The organism is Streptomyces sp. NPDC022910 (assembly GCF_055561075.1).
This window is the reverse complement of record NZ_JBVHHL010000101.1, coordinates 1-14,454: the sequence shown is the minus strand read 5'-3', so window position 1 is coordinate 14,454 and position 14,454 is coordinate 1. Positions and strand designations below refer to the sequence as shown.

Below are 14,454 nucleotides of genomic sequence, written 5' to 3'. Positions count from 1 at the left end.
TGGGGAGATCTCCTGTCCGCGACCGGGGAGGCTATCTGTCCGTCAGTGGGGAGCCCTCATGTCCGCCACTGGGGAGTTTTCCGTGTCCGCTCACAAACATTCCGCCTGAACTGGGCGGATGAGGTTTTCGGCAGGCGCAGGCACCATCAGGGACGTACCGGTGAGGTACCGGTCAGGTCAGGAGTTCCAGACCTGGAACTAATGGTGACGGTGTTGCTGCCGGACGGGTCGAAGGTGTAGCTCGTCGACGCCTTGACCGTGGTGAAGGTGGACCTGTCAGTGCTCGCGAGCAGGGACAGCGTCTGGGTACGGGCGCCCCAGCCGGCGGGCAGCTGGAGGACGACGCGGGACGCGCCCTGGGCGGAGCCGAGGTCGACCTGGACCCATTGCGGGAAGGCGTTGTTGGCGCTTTCCCAGTAGCTGGACTGGTTGCCGTCGGTGACGTTCGACGAGGCGTACGTCTGGGTGTGGCTGGACTCGCTGGTGGCCTTGCCGGCGGCCAGGTTGGTGCTGGTGGTGGCGCCGGTGCCGGACAGCGCCACGGTGGTGGGGCTGTTGGAGGCGTTGCTGTTGATGGTGAGCGTGCCGGTGCGGGTGCCGGAGGCGGTCGGCGTGAAGGTGGCGCTGACCGAGCAGGAGGCCCCGGCGGCAATGGAGGTGCCGCAGGTGTTGGTCTGGGCGTAGTCACCGGAGACGGTGACGCCGGAGACCGTCGCCGTCGCCGTGCCGGTGTTGGTCAGGCGTCACCCGGCCGTGACGTACACCGGTCCGGCCGGTATGCGTGCGGGTGCCGATACATCATCCGCGCAGGTGGCAGTCTTGATCGCTGATCTTGAGTCGTGCCGGTCGCCATCCGACCATCCACACCTTGCTCTTGCCGAATACCTCATCCATGCAGGTGGGAGTAGCTGTCGCGAGTGGCTGAGCGCCATGGCGCGGTGGACGTCTGCATGCACCCACGTGAGCACGATCACTGCGACATGATGGGTGGTCGTGCTGCTACGACTGGCATACCTGGGCATGACGAACGCGTTCGCGTTGCTGCGACTGCGGCCGATGAGTGACCGGGAGAAGGATGTAGAGATCCTGGCCTTGCACCACCAGGTCGCTGTGCTCGAGAGGCAACAGAGCGGGCAGCGGGTGCGATTCGACGCGGGTGACCGGGCGCTCCTCGCTGTTCGATGCGGTCCTCCGGGACGTCGGCATCGAGATCGTCCTCAGCGGCATCCGGATGCCTCGCATGAATTCGATCATGGAGCGGCAGGTGCAGACCTGCCGCCGAGAACTGCTGGAGCCTACACTGATCTGGGACCAGCGCCAACTCCTTCAAGCCCTGCGCGAGTTCGAGATTTTCTACAACGAGCACAGGCCGCACCAGGGCCTCGCGAAGGCCCGCCCTCTGCGTCCGTTGCCCGAACCAATCCACGATCCAGAGCGGATCGCGCGCCTCGGCGGGGCCTGCTCGACAACATTCCCGCTCAGCACTACAAGCAGGCCGAACGCATCGCCGACCTGCTGGCCGAACACCCCACCACGCTCGATGAGCCATACTCTCGCCACCTGGGTGGCAAGGTCCGTGAGCTGCGCTTTCGCATGGGTGATGCACATCAACGCATCACCTACTGGCTTGCACCGGGACAGCGGATCGTGCTGCTGACGGTGTTCCTTAAAACCCAAGATGCGCGAGCAGGCCGAGGTCAAACGCGCCCTATCCGCGCAGCATCTCTGCGAGGCGGAACACAAGGCCGCCGCCGAGCACGACCTCTACAGCCGCAACCTGAAGGAGAGCCGGTGAACCACAACGAATGGCGCACCCGCCGCCACCGCCAGCTCCTCGGTGAGCGCCTCGACGCCGCCCCCGAGTACGACCGCGTCTACCAAGAAACGGGGCTGGCCATCACACTCGGCCAGGCAGTGTATGACCGGCGCAAGCAGCTCGGGCTGAGCGAGGCCGACCTCGCCGAGCGCATGCACATCGACACGGCCGAGATCGAGATCATCGAGACCGGCACCGAACTGCCGCCCATCGCGGTCATCATGCGCCTGGCCCGCGCCCTGGACCTCACCGTGGACATGCACCTGGAGCCCGGCGCCGAGCCCACCGTGACCATCCTCCCGCCGGCCGCCTCACGGAGGCAGCCGTGCAGCCCTCGGAGCCCGTCCTGGCGAAGCATCTGGGCCAGTTGGTCCACGACCGGCGCACCGCCCTCGGGCTGTCCCAGGCCGAGTTGGCTGAGCGGTGCGGCATGAAACAGCCACAGATCTCCCGGATCGAAGGCGGCGGCACCGTGCCGACAATCCCTCTGCTACGACGTCTGGCCGACGCCTTGGAGGCCGAGTTGACCATCGAGCTCACCCCGCACACTGACGCCCCGATCGGCGGCTCGTACCGCTTCAGAATGACTGCCCAGCCCGTGGCCTGGGACGAGGCTCCTCGGGGCCAGTAGGGCAGCATCGATGCTTGTGCTCGTACGAACGCTCTACCTGATCACCTCGCGGATTTTCGCGTGGCTGGTCCTGCTGTCCCTACAACCGGCACCGCCCCCACCAAACCACTTCAACTCCAAGGGCGGCGACCAGCCGGTGCACGGCGCCTTCCAGCCGCCGACGCACGGCTCGGAGACCCAGCGCACGGCCCAGGCCGAAGAGGTCAACACCTTCGTCTCCGACCTCCTCGCCAAGGACCCGAAGGCCGAGGTCGTCGTCGTCGGCGACCTGAACGACTACCAGTTCTCCAAGCCGCTCGCCACGCTGACCTCCGGTGGTGTCCTCACGGACCTGATCAACACCCTGCCGGTGAACGAGCGCTACAGCTACGTCTACGACGGCAACTCCCAGACCCTGGACCATCCTGGTCTCCCCCGCGATCAAGAAGCCCGAGTACGAGGTCGTCCACATCAACGCCGAGTTCTCCGACCAGACGAGCGACCACGACCCACAGGTGGTCCACTTCAAGTAGGCGGTGCTCTCCGTCACCCGCCAACTGGACGGCCGCTGTGGCGTGCACGCGACCGCGTGCACGCCACACGCGTCTTCCGCTCGTTCACGTGCCTTGCGCCGCAAGCCCTCCACCGGGCTCGCCGGCTTCGACGGAGCGCCGGTCCCCGTCCTGCGAAGCACCTCGTCATGGACGTCCAAGACGCCGGCTGCCAGGTGAGATTCCCGATACGGGGCCGGGACGGGAAGTTCCCCGCTCTCTTCGACACCGTTCTCGCGGATACGGGAGTAGAGCTGGTACTCAGCGGCGTCCGGATGCAGCGCAGAACTCGATCAAGGAAAGGTGGGTGTGGCCGCCAGACAGCAGCGGCACGTCGCGGCTGCCTTCGGTCAGGAGCGGGTTGTCGCAACCGGGCGGGATCTCGCCGCACCAGACGCTCTTCTAGACATCGATGTCCCGGCCGAGCCGCTTGCCGGTGCCGCGCGCGCCGAGTCCGTCCACCACGAAGTCGTCGGGCGCCCGCCGAATCCGACGCCGAGAGTGAAAACGGCCGCCGGAGACCGCGTCGACGCTCGCGGCCTCCTTCGCCGACAGGAGTCTCAGATCCGCGTGCCGGCCGGTTCCAACCGGACCACGATTCCCTTCGACGTCGGCGTGTTGCTGATGTCGGCCACGCTGTCCAGCGGTACCAGGACGTTGGTCTCCGGGTAGTACGCGGCGGCGGAGCCGAGCGTCGTCGGATAGGAGACGAGCCGGAAGTCCGGGGCGCGGCGCTCCGTCCCGTCCCGCCATACGCTCACCAGGTCCACCTCGGACCCGTCGGCGAAGCCGAGTGCCTCCAGGTCGGCGGGGTTCACCAGTACGATCCGGCGGCCACCGTGGATGCCGCGATAGCGGTCGTTCATCGCGTACGGGATGGTGTTCCACTGGTCGTGGGAGCGCAGGGTCTGCAGGATGAGATGGCCCGGGGGCGCCTGGAGCATCTCGAAGCCGTTGCGGGTGAAGACGGCCTTGCCCTGCGGGGTGTTGAAGACGCCCTGGTTCACCGGGTTCGGCAGCCGGAAGCCGCCGGGCCGGGCCGCCCGTGTGTTGTAGTCCTCGAAGCCCGGCACGACCCGGGAGATCCGGTCCCGGATGGTGCCGTAGTCCGCCTCGAACCGCTCCCACGGGATGTCCACCTGGTCACCGAGAGTGCGGCGGGCCAGCCGCGAGATGATCGCCACCTCGCTGAGCAGCTTCTCGGAGGCCGGCTCCAGACGGCCGCGGGAGGCATGCACCTGGCTCATCGAGTCCTCGACCGTGACGAACTGCCCGACGCCGCCCTGGACGTCCCGGTCACTGCGCCCCAGCGTGGGCAGGATCAGCGCGGTGTCACCGCAGACCGTGTGGGAGCGGTTGAGCTTGGTCGAAACGTGCGCAGTGAGCCGGCAACTGCGCAGTGCGGCCTCCGTGAGCTCGCTGTCCGGGGTCGCCCGGACGAAGTTGCCCGCGACGCCGACGAAGACCTTGGCACGTCCGTCGCGCATGGCCCTGATGGAATCCACCGTGTCCCAGCCGTGCCGGGTGGGCGGGGTGAACCCGAACTCACGCTCCAGCGCGTCCAGGAAGCGCTGCGGCATCCGCTCCCAGATGCCCATGGTGCGGTCGCCCTGCACGTTGCTGTGGCCGCGCACCGGGCAGACGCCCGCTCCCGGCTTCCCGATGTTGCCGCGCAGCATGAGGAAGTTGACGACCTCGCGGATGGTGGGCACACCGTGCTTGTGCTGGGTCAGGCCCATCGCCCAGCAGACGATGACGCTCCTGCTCCGCAGCACTCGCTCGTGCACCTGCTCGATCTCGTCGCGAGTCAGCCCGGTCGCCCTGAGCACGTCGTCCCAGTCGGTCCTGCGGGCGTGCTCGGCGAACTCGGCGAAACCGGTGGTGTGGCCGTCGATGAACCCGTGGTCGAGCACCGAGCCCGGCTCGTCCTCCTCGGCCTGAAGCAGCAGCAGGTTGAGGGCCTGGAACAGTGCGAGGTCACCGCCGAGGCGGATCTGCAGGAACTGGTCGGCGAGCGCGGTACCCCTGCCGATGACGCCACGGGGCCGCTGCGGGTTCTTGAACCGCATCAGTCCCGCTTCGGGCAGCGGATTCACGGCGACGATGTGGCCGCCGTTGCGCTTGGTCTGCTCCAGCGCGGAGAGCATCCGCGGGTGGTTGGTGCCCGGGTTCTGACCCACGACGAAGATCAGGTCGGCGTGGTGGATGTCGTCCAGGGACACGCTGCCCTTGCCGACGCCCAGCGTCTCCTGCAGTGCGGAGCCGCTGGACTCGTGGCACATGTTGCTGCAGTCGGGCAGGTTGTTGGTGCCATAGGCCCGGGCGAAGAGCTGGAGGAGGAACGCGGCCTCGTTGCTCACCCGGCCCGAGGTGTAGAAGAGGGCCTCGTCCGGGGAGTCCAGCCCGGCAAGTTCCCCGGCGAGCAGCCCGAGCGCCTCGCCCCAGCCGATCGGCTCGTAGTGGTCCGAACCCGGCCGCTTGACCATGGGCTCGGTGAGCCGGCCCTGCTGGTTGAGCCAGTAGTCGGACTTTCCGTCCAGCTCGGAGACGGAGTGCCGCGCGAAGAAGTCGGCGGTGATCCGCCGTGTGGTCGCCTCGTCGTTGATGTGCTTGGCGCCGTTCTCGCAGTATTCCTGCCGGTGCCTGTGCTTCGCGTCGGGCTCCGGCCACGCGCAGCCCGGGCAGTCGATGCCGCTGGTCTGGTTGACGTTCAGCAGCGTCAGGGCGGTACGCCGGGCCGATGTCTGCTGTAGCGAGTAGCGCAGCGCGTTCGTGACGGCCGGGAGACCGACCGCCCAGGTCTTGGGGGGTGTGACCGTCAGGTGGTCATCGGCCGGGTCTTCGATGGTGCCCATGCTGTGTGGCCCTTCTGCTGCTTTCACAGGCGTACGGGTGCTTCATCGGCGGGTGGCCGATGGCCGGCCGTCCCGAATTCCACCGCTCACGCGGAAACCGTCGCCGGCTTCTCGATTTCGGTGGGCTCGCCGGCGAGCTGCGTCGACGTACCGCGGCCCACGAAGCCGTAGGCCACCCCGACGAGCAGACCTCCGCCGACGAGGTTGCCCAGGCCCACGATCCCGAGGTTGCGGGCGAACTCGGCCGCGGTGGCACCCGGTACGTGCTCGAACATGCCGAGCGCGTAGTACGTCATGTTGGCCACGACGTGCTCGAAGCCCGAGCCGACGAACGCCAGCAGACACCAGAAGATCAGCATCAGCTTGGCGCCGTCGGACCTGGTCCGAGCCGCCATCCACACGCCCAGGCAGACGAGGAAGTTGCAGAGCACCCCGCGGAAGAACAGCGCCGCGCCCGACTCCGCCGACTTCGCCTTGATCAGGCTCGCCAGCAGGGCGAGCGCCGGGGCAGGATGCCCGGGGGTGGCACCGGAGGTGATGACACCGCTGCTGTGCACCAGCCAGGCGAACAGGACGGACCCGAAGAGGTTGCCCACGAACGACCCGATGATGAGCGCCGCCGCGTTGCCGGCGGTGCAGCGCCGGGCTATGACTCCCTGCACCGTGGTCATCATGTTGCCGGTCGCCAGTTCGGCGCCGGCGAAGACCACCAGGGTCAGCGCTACGCCGAACACCAGGCCCTCGACGAGTTTCGTGTACGGCGACGTGGCGGCGAGCAGCGGTCCGGCGACCGTGAGCAGCAGTACTGCCGCGACCCCGATGAACGCACCGGCCAGCAGTGAGCTGACCAGATAGCGGCCCGGCCTCCGGAGGCTGTCGACCTTGTCGGCGGCCGCCTGTCCCTGCTCGGCGAGAGCCTGAGAAATGGGGATGGGCATTGCGTCACCTCATTGCGCTCATGTACGGATGTTCGCTGTATGGCCTGCTGCATTTTTTTTGATCCTAGGCGGAACGGAATGCTCCGGAAGAAAAGGAGTTCAACGTCACACACCACGGAGTGGGCGGTTCGCGATTCGGACACCGGTCCCGGCTCACATTGCGTTCAATGGAATTTCCAATTTTGAGCAAAACGGCGGTATGGAATTCCCCGGTGGGGGATTCCGGACGGGCCGGCGACTCGGCCGGCCGGCGGCACCGGCGAAGCATCGGGGATCCGGGGGGATCCCACCGGGGCCGCCGCCACATGACCACCCACCCGACTCCGCGACGGATGATCCGCAGCGGCCGCCCGCCCTCGTCGTCAGCGATCTCACGGACGGGTACTCGTTATGCCACCCGCACAGCCTGACGGCCACGCGCCGCCGGGGAGGGACCCGGACTCCCGTAGCACTGGAAGCAGTGGGCGCCGGGCACCCGGTGGCGCAACGACCCTTGGGCAGCCGGGTTGGCCACTGTTCGACGGGGATGCCGCGGCCGATCAGTTCCGGTAGTAGCGGCAGCAGTTCGGCGTCCGATTTCGGGTGAGGCCCCGGCCGAGGACCTCGCCCAGCACCTCGCGCACCCGGGCAGTCGGTCCTGCCGCTCATGCAGATCAACTACGGCGTCGACACCAACGCGGAGGGCAAGGCCGCGAGGAACGCGACACTGGCGGCGTCCGTCGCCCACCTCGCCCACGCCAGGGGCGCCGGCATCCTGTCGGCGGTCACCTTGGAGGTGTCCTACGACGACGGACGCACGTCGCGGAAGATCACCAGCGGAAAAGACGGCCGGTTCGGACTGTCCGCCCCGAAGCAGGCCCAGTTCGTCTCGCTCCGGGCTCACGCCCACGACACGGCCGGCAACGCGGTCACACAGACCGTGATCCGGGCCTTCGGCCTCCGCTGACCTGGCCGGAAAATCACAGCACCGTAGGGCATGCAGGAACCTGCACCGTGCCGAGTATGATTGACGGGTCGTCCGGTCAGGCAGGCGCAGGAGTCAGGGTGACGGTGTTGCCGAGGCGTTCGAGCTCGCGAACGAGTTCACGAGTACGGCGTTCGGGGTCGGTGCGGCGTTCGTACCAGTCGGGGCCCAGATCGGTGTAGCGGGCGCTTGGATCGGCGATCAGCTGCCAGACAATCTCGATGATGTTGCGCGCGAGTGCGGTCTGCGCCTTCTTCTTCGGTTTGCGTTTGATCAGGCGCCGGTAGCGGGTGCCCAGGAAGCTGCGGCTCTTGCCGGCCGTGACAGCGGCGGTTCCAAGAGCCCGTCGAAGCCAGGGGTTGCCGTGCCCGGTGCCGCCGGTGGAGTGCTTCGCCCCGGACTGCAGGGTGCGCGGCGTGAGCTTGGCCCAGGAGGCCAGGTGGCCGGGGGTGGGGAAGACACTCATGTCGAAGCCGGTCTCGGCGAGGATGTTCTGGGCGGTCACGACGCCCACGCCGGGGATCTCGGACAGGCGCTCCACCAGTGTCAGTTGTCGGCCGCCTCCGGCATCGGGACCGTCCGTGCGGGCGGGGTCGAGTTCGGCGATGGCCGCCTCGATGCGGTGACCGAGGTCCGCGATCTGGGCGTCCAGATGGTCGATGCTTTCCAGGTACAGACGGATCAGATAGCCGTGGTGGTCGTCGAAGCGGCCCCGCAGCGCCTCCATCAGGTCCTCCGGCTTGGCCCGTAGGCACCCGTGGGCCAGACCGGCCAGGACGCGCGGGCTGCGTTCTCCGGAGACCAGTGCCCGCAGCATCGCTCGTCCGGAGACACCGAAGAGGTCGGACACCACGGTGGACAGTTTGATCTGCGCGTCCTCGAGGACCTTCTCGACGCGTTCCTTGAAAGCGGTACGATCGGCCGTCAGCACCGCGCGGGCGCGGGTGAGGTCGCGTATCCGACGGACCGACGCGGGCGGGACGAAGGAGCGCCGTAGCATGCCGCGCTCGGCAAGCTTGGCCAGCCAGACCGCGTCCAGCTTGTCCGTCTTCGGCCGGCCGGGGACATTCTTGACGTCGCGGGCGTTGACCAGCCAGCAGGTCAGGCCCCGGTCCTCGAGCAGGTAGTAGAAGGGCCGCCAGTAGTCCGAGGTCGACTCCATCACCACCAACTCGATGCCCTGGCAGACCAGGTGGTCGGACAGCTCCAGGATCGCTGCGGTCGTCGCGCCCGTCTTGAAGATCTCCTGCCGCTTATGGCTCCCGTTGCCGGGCACCCGCGTACACACCATCGCCGAGGCCTTGGCGATGTCCAGGGCGGCGACGTGCGCCACTAACTCCCCGCCCGTGTCCAGCTCCGACACCTCGAACTGATCACCCATCACCGTCTTCCCTCCTACGTCCGCCGCCCCATGAGGCGCTGGTACGGGTCCCGCCCGGAGGGCCGCAGGGGGATGCCGAGTCTGGCCGGCGTGCTCGAAGCAACATGTCACTGCCCCGCGGTGCAGCCCCGGCATCAGACTTGTGGACGGATTCAACAGGCCAGGGTCATGTCGACGTCGGACGCGGGCGGCACCCAAGCCGATTTTCGCGCCGTCACCACGGCGCGGGCAACGCGCCACCCCAACTTGTGGGGCGCACCGCCACAGCATGGTGCACCCACGCGTCTCCCGCCGGGGGCCGGAAGCCGCCCCGGCGGGAGACGATCCGGAACGCGCGCGTCGCTTACTGGCCTCACCGGCGGTGGACGCTCACGGCATACCCGCCACCGTCGTAAGGGTCAGCGTCCCAGGTGGCGAAGCGGTCGACGAGGGTGAGGCCGGCCGCGGCACAGTAGTCGTCGTACTCGGGCAGGGTGATACTGGGTGGCATTGGCAGGTGGGCCTCGTCCAGGCCGAAGCCGGCGACGATCAGACCGCCCGGGCGCAGGGCGGCGACCAGGCGCTCGACCACCGTGGCCTCGGTGCCAGCGGCGAGCAGCGGGAAAACGTTTCCTGCGGCGACCACGAGATCGAAGTCCGCGGTGATGCCGAGCAGGGCCGGGTCGAACCGCGTCAAATCGACCTGGAGCCAAGGCAGTTTCGGCGCCTCCTTCTGCGCCACTGCCAACATGGACGCATCAAGATCCACCCCGACACAGTCGTACCCGAGCTCCGCAAGCCGGATCATGACCCGTCCGGTACCGCACCCGGCGTCCAGCACCCGCGCTCCGGCAGGCACGAGCGCTGCGCAGAACCGCGCCTCACCGTGCACATCCTTCCCGCTGCCGGCCAGGACCGCGAACCGCGCAGCGTAGTCCTGCCCGGACGTCCCCCCGGTCAACTCTTCCCAACGGCTCATGACGGCAAGCGTAGACCGACCGTGTGCCGCTCGAAGATGCGACTCAGCTCAGCGGCGCTGAAGGCTGTCGCAGAGCCGGGAGCCCGAGGCTGCATCAACGCCAGCGTCGCTACGCGCCGGCTCGCGTCCCGCAGTCACGGCTCACGGCTCACGGCTGACACGAGGGCGCCGCCACTCACCGCCTCCATCTCGCCCTTTCCACGGTGAGGCCGCCTACAGGTCGTCAGGCAGGAGCCGGAACGCGGGGTGCCGGGTCAGGGGGCGGATGGCGCGGAAGTCCCGCCTGTCGAGGGTGAGCACGGTGTCCGTCTCGTACTGTTCGGCCAGGACGACGTTCACCGAATCCGCGAGATCCAGCTTCAGCTCCGCGTACCGGTCCTGGACGGTCCGAGCGGTACGCAACGCGGCGGCGGACACCTCCGGGACCAGGACGCGCATGGACTGCTCCTGCTGCAGCAGCCAGTCCTGCACCACGTGCGCGGTCTTGCGGTCGATGTTGCACGTGATGATGTGCTCGATCTCGGCGAACACCAGTGACGAGATCACCGTCGCCGACGCCTCGCGAAACGCCCTGAGCGCCACCTCGTGCTCGGGATCGTCGTTATTGAACGCCGCTACCAGGCCGGAGGTGTCCCCAATGACGATCACGCGGCACTGCCAGAGCTGCCGTACTTGCGGTTGGCGGCCTCCTCGGTAGCGGCCCGCACATCCTCATCGGTCATCGGCCCGCCGAACCCGATCTCCGGGATGTCCCAGTCACCGGCCCAGCGGCGGGCCCGCAGCGCGGCGATGCGGAACGCCTCCCGGAAGTACTCCGACTCGGGACGGCCCTCGCGCGCGGCCGCCTCCTTGATGATCTGCAGGTACTCCTCGTCGACCATCACGGTCGTCTTCTTCAGCGCCATATGGTTATGGCACCTTCACCACCACTACGACAGGGAGGACCGAAATCCTTGCGTTCCGGCGGACCGCCCGGGCTGATCCCGCCTGTGTCGCTTGAAAAGGCGTCGTTGCAGGTGAGAGCAGGTGCGGTTGATCCGCTGGGATCATGCCCGCGTGATGCCGCCCAGAGCGACGCCCCACCGCCACCGCGCCACTGCGGCCACAGAACCGGTGCCGCTCGCTCCCGGCTCCGTTCCCTGTGCCGGGGCGCTCTTGCCCGTCACTCCATCCGCGCCTGCGCATGCTGTGACTGTGGGGGCGGTTCGCGCGGCTCCCTGATCAAGGGGTCCTTCCTCAAGTGGTTCCGGCGAGGCGACACAGGCCGCGTGGTCACTCGGCGTGAAGGTCAGACCACAGTTGCCGCGGCGAGGCGTGCGTCGTGGAGAATGCGGAACGATGACGTCGCAGCCTTCCGGACCGGACCGGGTACGCCCCCTTCGCCCACCTGACCGTGCCCAACGCCGCCCTCTACCGCCAGGTGATGGGCGCCTTCCTCACCGCCAAGGAGCGGTTCGCCGTGCATCTGCGGCCCGAGGACGTGCACGCCGCGCTGACGCCGGAGCACCGGCCGGCCGACCTGGACACCGTGGTCAAGGCGCTGGACAGCCTCGTCGAATGGGGCAATCTGCGCGCGGACCCCGACACCTCCCGGGTCACCGCGGTCGAGGACTTCTACCGCAAACGCTTCATCTACCAGCTCACCCGGGCCGGGGAGGCCGCCGAGCAGGCGCTGTCCCCGTACGACGAGGCGCTCGGGCGGCGCGCCGCACTGCAGGCCGTGGCGCTGCATGACATCGTCACGCAGCTGCGCGCCCTGCTGGTGATCGCCGCCGAGGACGAACCGGACGCGGCCAAGGCGCACCTGGCGCTGTCCGCGCTGACGAGCCGGTTCGAGGCGCTGGCGGAGAACGCGCGGGCGTTCATGGGGTCGCTGCAGCGCACCATCGACCTGCACGGCGTGGACGTCGAGGTGTTCCTCGCCTACAAGGACCGGCTGATCCAGTACTTGGAGCGGTTCATCCAGGACCTGATCACGCTGGGTGGGCGGATCGCCCTGCTCATCGGCGGGCTTCAGGAACAGGGCCGCGCGGCCGTGCTCCTGCAGCTGGCGGCGGCCCGCGAGGCGGCCGACGCTGCGCCGGACGAGGCCGAGACCGCCGAGGCACAGGCGTACGCACGCTGGGCGGCGCGCTGGGCGGGGCTGGCCGCCTGGTTCGTATCCATGGACGGCCGCGAGTCGCAGGCCCGCCTGCTGCGCGGCCGCGCCCTTGGGGCGATTCCGCAACTCCTGGCCGTCGTACGGCAGTTGAACGAGCGGCGAGCCGGGCGCTCCGACCGGTCCGCGGACTTCCGCACGCTGGCCCGCTGGTTCGCCGAGGCACTCGTGGACGGCTCCGGAAGCCGGCGATGAAAGGGGGGAAGGGCGGGCCGGAGCCCGACGTTGTCGCGGCGTGGCGCCATGGGGTGCCTTGTCCCTGTCTGGAACAACTATCATGCGAGCATGACGTCGGCGTGGGAGGCCAGAGGGCGCGTAGCGTCGCCCACCGCTGCGGCCAGCGGCCCCATCAGTAACGCCCTCATCCGAGTGACGCGGCTGCACGTGATGCGAGCCCGCCAGTTGTTCCATGGCCTGGGACTGCACCCCGGTCACGAACTGCTGATGATGCACTTGTGGGATACGGGTCCGCGGCGGCAGTCCGACCTCGCGGCCACTTTCGATACCGACTCGGCCTCGATGACCCGGACGGTCCGGCGCCTGGAACGAGCCGGCTTCGTCCGCCGCCGGCCCGACCCCAGCGACGGGCGGGCCACCCTCGTCGAGACCACCCCCGCCGGCATGGCGCTTCGCCGCCAGGTCGAGAAGCTCTGGGCCGACCTGGAGGACGTGACCACTGGCGACATGACGCAGGACGAGCGCCGGGTGCTCCTCCATGGCCTCGAACGGGTGGAGGACAACCTGGCGGCCCTGCGGGTGCCGATCAATCATCCACCCAGGTCACGGCCTTGATCAGCAAGACACGATTCCCGATCCGGGACCGCGGCTCGAAGTTCACGGCCGCCTTCGGCGCCCTGCTGGCCGGCGTCGGCCTGAAGGTCGTCGCCAGTTCCTCGCGGACAGACCATTGCGGGCCGAGGTGACGAACAAGCGGCCGTCCGAACCGAAAGCGCAACTGGTCGGCTGCAGAGCGAGCACCGGAACGACTCCGACGACACGCCCCGTTGAGTCGTATCGTCGCGGCCCGCGGCCCCGATCGGCTCAGGTGTCCGTTGTCTCCGTGGTCCCCGAGATGCCAGCCGGCTCCGAGGACGGGGGCTTCGGCGTCTGCCGCACTGCGCGCAGCGCGAGGGAGAGTTCGGTGATGCCGCGCGGATCGGCAAGGGAGCGGCCGGTACGCTCGGCGATGCGGCGCAGGCGCATGCGCACTGTGTTGGGGTGAACGTAAAGACGCTTGGCTGCCTCCTCGGCCGATCCGCCGCAGCCGAACCAGACGTCCAACGTGTCCAGCAGCAATTCGCGTTCGCCGGTCGGCAGGGCCTCGATCGGACCGAGGACATTGGTGGCGACGCGGGCCATGACGTCAGGTGCGCCGGCTGATGCGACCGCAATCGGGGAGTCGTCGAAGACGGTCACGGCACCGCTCTCCGCGTCGCCGCCGCGCATGGCGACCTTGGCGAAGCGCAGGGCGTCCCCCGTGCGGCACAGATCGTCGTAGGAGGGGCTCACCCCCACGCGCTGCTCCGCGTGGTGCCGCAACACCTCGACGAGGTCGTCCAGGTCCCGCGGGGTACGCAGGTACACGATGCCCAGCTGGAGCTCGGGGCGCAGCCGCCAGGCGGACCGGATGCCGCGCTGGCGCAGGAAGGCCGCAACGCCCGGCAGGGCCTGCCGACCGATCTGCGGTACCTCTGCGGAAACCACGGTGAACGGACCGCTGTACGGCACGCCCAGGACCTCCGCCGCGGACCACACGGCGTCGGCGTCCATGGTCCTGCCCTCCAGAAGCGCCTCCACCAGCGCCGAACGCTCATGCTCCTCGGCGAGGCGCCGCTGGGCCACCGCGTCGTGGTAGGCGGAGACCATGGCCTCGGTAATGCCGTCCTGTAGCTCCCACATCGCCGAGGCCGCCGCGACCAGCTTGTCGCTCCCCACCAGGGAGGCTCTGGTGGCTTCGGCGACCACTGCCTCCCAGAAGTACTTCACGCCGATGCGGTAGGCCGTCATCACCGTGGGAAGCGGCACATTCTGCAGGGCGCGTCGGCGCCCGATGCGGGCCGCGGCCTCGGTGTCCAGAGGGACCTGTCCGGTCATCGCCTGGAGTGCGTTGCCGAGGTGGGTTCGGCAAGTGAGGTGCCCCGAAGTTTCCGGACAGGGACCCAATAGGATCTCTACGTAAGGAAACGAGAGGCAAGACGTGGCACCACCCAGTAAGTACTCGCC

13 protein-coding genes and 4 pseudogenes are annotated in these 14,454 nt (G+C 68.5%); 8 read left to right on the top strand and 9 right to left on the bottom strand.

Annotated elements, in window-relative coordinates; translation table 11 throughout:
* Positions 1-146: 146 nt before the first annotated feature.
* Both ACZ3TS_RS41010 and ACZ3TS_RS41005 read right to left on the bottom strand, forming a co-directional pair.
* Positions 147-542 carry a galactose-binding domain-containing protein gene (locus ACZ3TS_RS41010; RefSeq protein ID WP_467627794.1) on the bottom strand — a complete coding sequence of 132 codons (396 nt, stop codon included), beginning with the start codon at positions 540-542 and terminating at the stop codon, positions 147-149.
* A 42-nt stretch (positions 543-584) separates the two neighbouring features.
* Positions 585-740: pseudogene (locus ACZ3TS_RS41005) on the bottom strand (hypothetical protein); the annotation flags it as partial.
* Between the two features lie 491 nt (positions 741-1,231).
* Between ACZ3TS_RS41005 and ACZ3TS_RS41000 the strand changes: the two are divergent.
* The 5 genes and pseudogenes from ACZ3TS_RS41000 to ACZ3TS_RS40980 form a co-directional block, all read left to right on the top strand.
* Positions 1,232-1,339: pseudogene (locus tag ACZ3TS_RS41000) on the top strand (hypothetical protein); the annotation flags it as partial.
* Positions 1,340-1,458: 119 nt separating this feature from the next.
* Positions 1,459-1,795 (top strand): annotated as a pseudogene (locus ACZ3TS_RS40995) (type II toxin-antitoxin system RelE/ParE family toxin).
* On the top strand, positions 1,792-2,250 hold the full coding sequence (locus ACZ3TS_RS40990; RefSeq protein ID WP_467627791.1) for a helix-turn-helix domain-containing protein: 459 nt from the start codon (positions 1,792-1,794) through the stop codon (positions 2,248-2,250). Before ACZ3TS_RS40995 ends, ACZ3TS_RS40990 begins: the two are co-directional and overlap by 4 nt.
* On the top strand, positions 2,142-2,447 hold the full coding sequence (locus tag ACZ3TS_RS40985; protein WP_467627789.1) for a helix-turn-helix domain-containing protein: 306 nt from the start codon (positions 2,142-2,144) through the stop codon (positions 2,445-2,447). The genes ACZ3TS_RS40990 and ACZ3TS_RS40985 overlap by 109 nt, the downstream gene beginning before the upstream one ends.
* 103 nt (positions 2,448-2,550) lie before the next feature.
* Positions 2,551-2,959, top strand: a pseudogene (locus ACZ3TS_RS40980) (endonuclease/exonuclease/phosphatase family protein); the annotation flags it as partial.
* A 578-nt stretch (positions 2,960-3,537) separates the two neighbouring features.
* Here ACZ3TS_RS40980 and ACZ3TS_RS40975 read toward each other — a convergent pair.
* Together ACZ3TS_RS40975 and ACZ3TS_RS40970 are read right to left on the bottom strand one after the other, a co-directional pair.
* A complete protein-coding gene (locus ACZ3TS_RS40975) occupies positions 3,538-5,832 on the bottom strand; it encodes an FdhF/YdeP family oxidoreductase (protein ID WP_467627786.1) in 2,295 nt (764 codons plus the stop codon).
* A gap of 86 nt (positions 5,833-5,918) precedes the next feature.
* The gene (locus tag ACZ3TS_RS40970; RefSeq protein WP_467627783.1) at positions 5,919-6,770 is read right to left on the bottom strand and encodes a formate/nitrite transporter family protein; all 852 of its coding nucleotides are present in this window, start codon (positions 6,768-6,770) and stop codon (positions 5,919-5,921) included.
* Between the two features lie 646 nt (positions 6,771-7,416).
* Between ACZ3TS_RS40970 and ACZ3TS_RS40965 the strand changes: the two genes are divergently transcribed.
* Positions 7,417-7,716: a hypothetical protein gene (locus tag ACZ3TS_RS40965; RefSeq protein WP_467627780.1), complete on the top strand. Its 300-nt coding sequence runs from the start codon at positions 7,417-7,419 to the stop codon at positions 7,714-7,716.
* Between the two features lie 76 nt (positions 7,717-7,792).
* On the opposite strand, the gene ACZ3TS_RS40960 is transcribed toward ACZ3TS_RS40965, so the two are convergent.
* The 4 genes from ACZ3TS_RS40960 to ACZ3TS_RS40945 all read right to left on the bottom strand — a co-directional run bounded on the left by ACZ3TS_RS40960 (position 7,793) and on the right by ACZ3TS_RS40945 (position 10,978).
* Positions 7,793-9,115 (bottom strand): IS110 family RNA-guided transposase, encoded by a 1,323-nt coding sequence (locus ACZ3TS_RS40960; protein ID WP_467627778.1) that lies wholly within the window; start codon positions 9,113-9,115, stop codon positions 7,793-7,795.
* A 352-nt stretch (positions 9,116-9,467) separates the two neighbouring features.
* On the bottom strand, positions 9,468-10,073 hold the full coding sequence (locus ACZ3TS_RS40955) for a class I SAM-dependent methyltransferase (RefSeq protein WP_467627775.1): 606 nt from the start codon (positions 10,071-10,073) through the stop codon (positions 9,468-9,470).
* Positions 10,074-10,286: 213 nt separating this feature from the next.
* A complete protein-coding gene (locus tag ACZ3TS_RS40950) occupies positions 10,287-10,721 on the bottom strand; it encodes a type II toxin-antitoxin system VapC family toxin (RefSeq protein WP_467627773.1) in 435 nt (144 codons plus the stop codon).
* A complete protein-coding gene (locus tag ACZ3TS_RS40945; RefSeq protein ID WP_467627770.1) occupies positions 10,718-10,978 on the bottom strand; it encodes a ribbon-helix-helix protein, CopG family in 261 nt (86 codons plus the stop codon). Before ACZ3TS_RS40945 ends, ACZ3TS_RS40950 begins: the two co-directional genes overlap by 4 nt.
* A 488-nt stretch (positions 10,979-11,466) precedes the next feature.
* On the opposite strand from ACZ3TS_RS40945, the gene ACZ3TS_RS40940 reads away from it, so the two are divergent.
* Both ACZ3TS_RS40940 and ACZ3TS_RS40935 read left to right on the top strand, forming a co-directional pair.
* Positions 11,467-12,426 (top strand): TIGR02677 family protein, encoded by a 960-nt coding sequence (locus ACZ3TS_RS40940; RefSeq protein WP_467627767.1) that lies wholly within the window; start codon positions 11,467-11,469, stop codon positions 12,424-12,426.
* 90 nt (positions 12,427-12,516) lie between these two features.
* Positions 12,517-13,023: a MarR family winged helix-turn-helix transcriptional regulator gene (locus ACZ3TS_RS40935; RefSeq protein ID WP_467627764.1), complete on the top strand. Its 507-nt coding sequence runs from the start codon at positions 12,517-12,519 to the stop codon at positions 13,021-13,023.
* A gap of 249 nt (positions 13,024-13,272) precedes the next feature.
* Here the strand turns inward: ACZ3TS_RS40935 and ACZ3TS_RS40930 are convergent, their stop codons facing one another.
* Positions 13,273-14,394, bottom strand: a complete 1,122-nt coding sequence (locus ACZ3TS_RS40930; protein ID WP_467627796.1) for a PucR family transcriptional regulator — start codon at positions 14,392-14,394, stop codon at positions 13,273-13,275.
* Positions 14,395-14,454: the final 60 nt, after the last annotated feature.